A 1,109-nucleotide genomic window follows, 5' to 3' on the forward strand; every position below is an offset into this window, starting at 1 on the left:
GATAGTGCGGGTTCCCGTGTGAAAGTAGGTCATCGTCAGGCTCTTACAGCCCAATCCGCCCCGTGCACTCCATGTGCCCGGGGCGTATTGCTTTGGGGCTTGGGAAATGTGTGAATGCTGCGCTGATCCGGTGTGTAAACGAGTTCAGAGCTTCAGCGGTCAGCCTCCGGCTCGTCTGCTGCAGCAGAATTCTCGGATGGAATGGTGAATTCGTTCCACCAGCGCACGTGGCCAGGTTTCCTGCTGCACTTCTTGCGGGCCGGCCGCCAGGTCTCGGTAACGCTGCACTTACAGGCCCATGAGCTGATTTCGCTTCTGCCAGGTCCTCCGACATTGAGCTGCGGCCAGCGCTTGGAGATCGGCTGTCCGCGTGCCCGTCTGCTGTGTTGAGGAGCCCCATGGGTTCAGGGATTGGCTGACCATTGTGCTGGCCTTTCGTGGCGGCGGCAGGCCTGATCGACGCGACGGGACGCCAGCTTCTGAGGCCGCAGGTCGTTCCCTGCAGCTGACCAGCTCGCGTCGGCAGTCCGGGGCGCAGGGGTCAACCAGCAATGTGATAAAAATTCCGAAAGTTTGCACAGCATCACTTTTTTGTCGCTATAATTTGAGATTCTCCGGAGGGGTGCCCGAGTGGCTAAAGGGGGCAGACTGTAAATCTGTTGGCTTACGCCTACACTGGTTCGAATCCAGTCCCCTCCACCAGATTTGAGTTGTGCGCTGGGCGCTGCTGTGAAGGCCTTGAGGTCGATGCGGGAGTAGTTCAATGGTAGAACCCTAGCCTTCCAAGCTAATGACGCGGGTTCGATTCCCGTCTCCCGCTCCAGTCTGGTTAGGTAGAGAGATCGTTCGAAGCTTAGGCTGTCGAAACGCCCATGTGGCTCAGTGGTAGAGCACTCCCTTGGTAAGGGAGAGGTCGCGGGTCCGATTCCCGCCATGGGCACCAATTTGCGGTGCGTCCGGTTGAGATTGCGCCAATATCCAAGTGTGTTGGTTGAGTTTTTTTCGGAGTCGAAAATGGCAAAAGGTAAGTTCGAACGTACCAAGCCCCACGTCAACGTGGGCACCATCGGCCACGTGGACCATGGCAAGACGACGCTGACGGCAGCGAT

Annotated in this window: 1 protein-coding gene and 3 tRNA genes; all 4 read left to right on the plus strand. The window is 58.0% G+C overall.

The genetic code is table 11. The annotated features are described in order from the left end of the window. Window positions 1-616: 616 nt before the first annotated feature. A tRNA-Tyr gene (locus ASF94_RS10715) sits at window positions 617-702 on the plus strand. A 47-nt stretch (window positions 703-749) separates the two neighbouring features. Beyond that, window positions 750-823: transfer RNA gene (locus tag ASF94_RS10720), tRNA-Gly, on the plus strand. 45 nt (window positions 824-868) lie between these two features. Further along, window positions 869-943: transfer RNA gene (locus ASF94_RS10725), tRNA-Thr, on the plus strand. A 71-nt stretch (window positions 944-1,014) separates the two neighbouring features. After that, window positions 1,015-1,109 (plus strand): GTP-binding protein (locus tag ASF94_RS10730; protein ID WP_005434227.1); only part of this gene is annotated, 95 nt, incomplete at its 3' end.

This window comes from Acidovorax sp. Leaf160 (assembly GCF_001424265.1).
Taxonomy (GTDB): Bacteria; Pseudomonadota; Gammaproteobacteria; order Burkholderiales; family Burkholderiaceae_C; genus Paracidovorax.